This is a genomic window from Oleiphilus sp. HI0066 (assembly GCF_001635725.1).
Genome location: NZ_LWFH01000273.1, coordinates 1 through 1009 on the forward strand (window position 1 = coordinate 1; position 1009 = coordinate 1009).

Annotated in this window: 2 protein-coding genes and 1 pseudogene; all 3 read left to right on the forward strand. The window is 44.7% G+C overall.

Annotation, left to right across the window (positions count from 1 at the left end; translation table 11 throughout):
* Window positions 1-295, forward strand: a 295-nt coding sequence (locus A3738_RS04120; RefSeq protein WP_197473579.1) for a MotA/TolQ/ExbB proton channel family protein, incomplete at its 5' end; no start/stop codon positions are given.
* The gene (locus A3738_RS04125) at window positions 292-714 is read left to right on the forward strand and encodes a biopolymer transporter ExbD (protein WP_068476202.1); all 423 of its coding nucleotides are present in this window, start codon (window positions 292-294) and stop codon (window positions 712-714) included. The genes A3738_RS04120 and A3738_RS04125, both read left to right, overlap by 4 nt.
* Window positions 715-761: 47 nt before the next feature.
* Window positions 762-1009 (forward strand): annotated as a pseudogene (locus tag A3738_RS04130) (hypothetical protein); the annotation flags it as partial.

Sequence of the window (1009 nt, forward strand, 5' to 3'; positions counted from 1 at the left end):
TGTGATCACGCCCCTACTTGGTTTGTTAGGAACCGTTATCGGTATGATCAAGGTTTTTGCTCAATTGCAATTAGAGGGTGCTGGTAACGCTGCGGCGCTTGCAGGCGGTATTTCGGAAGCACTGATCACTACGGCAGCTGGTTTGACTGTTGCTATTCCAGCATTGATCTTCCACCGTTATTTCCTACGTCGTGTTGACGAAATTGTGATAGACATGGAACAAGACGCATTGCGTCTTGTAGAGATTGTTCACGGTGAGCGTGAGCCGACGCGTGCAGAGGAAAAACAACCTTGAATTTCAAGCGCCAAGCTTCTGAAGAAGTATCAGTCAACTTAACACCGCTGATTGACGTGGTGTTTTTGTTGTTGATTTTTTTCATGGTATCGACCACTTTTACCAAAGAAAGCCACTTGGAGATTGATTTGCCGCAGTCGAGCGCAGATCCTGCTAAGCCATTGGCTGAAGAAATAGAAGTGATCATCAATGCTGAAGGTGAGTTCTCGGTTAATGAGCGCGCACTCATCAACAATCAGGAAGATACCTTGAAGAAAGCCGTCGAGAAAATCTCGAATGGAAACACCAAGATTCCTTTCATTATTACAGCAGATTCCAAAACTGATCACGAGTTTGTGGTTCGTGTGATGGATGTTGCAGGTCAACTTGGATTTGTTCAGCTTAGTATCACGACACAACGAGCACAGTCGAAAAACTAAAAAAGCTCTAGCTTAAGCTAGAGCTTTGTCTACGCGAGCAAATTGTAATGACAAAAGACGCGAAAGCGTTACCGCAAAATGAAGATTCCAATTGGCAGCTTTATCGCCGTTTATTGGTATATCTCAAACCTCTCAAATTTTTCTTTGCACTGAGTGTGATCGGCAACTTTGTTTATGCCGGTGCCAGTGCTGCAATGGTTAAAGCGCTAGAGTTTGTGATCGAGACTATTGAGTCTCCGACTCCTGAAGGGCGACTTCTACTGCCAGCAGTTATATTGCTTCTCTTTGCCATGCG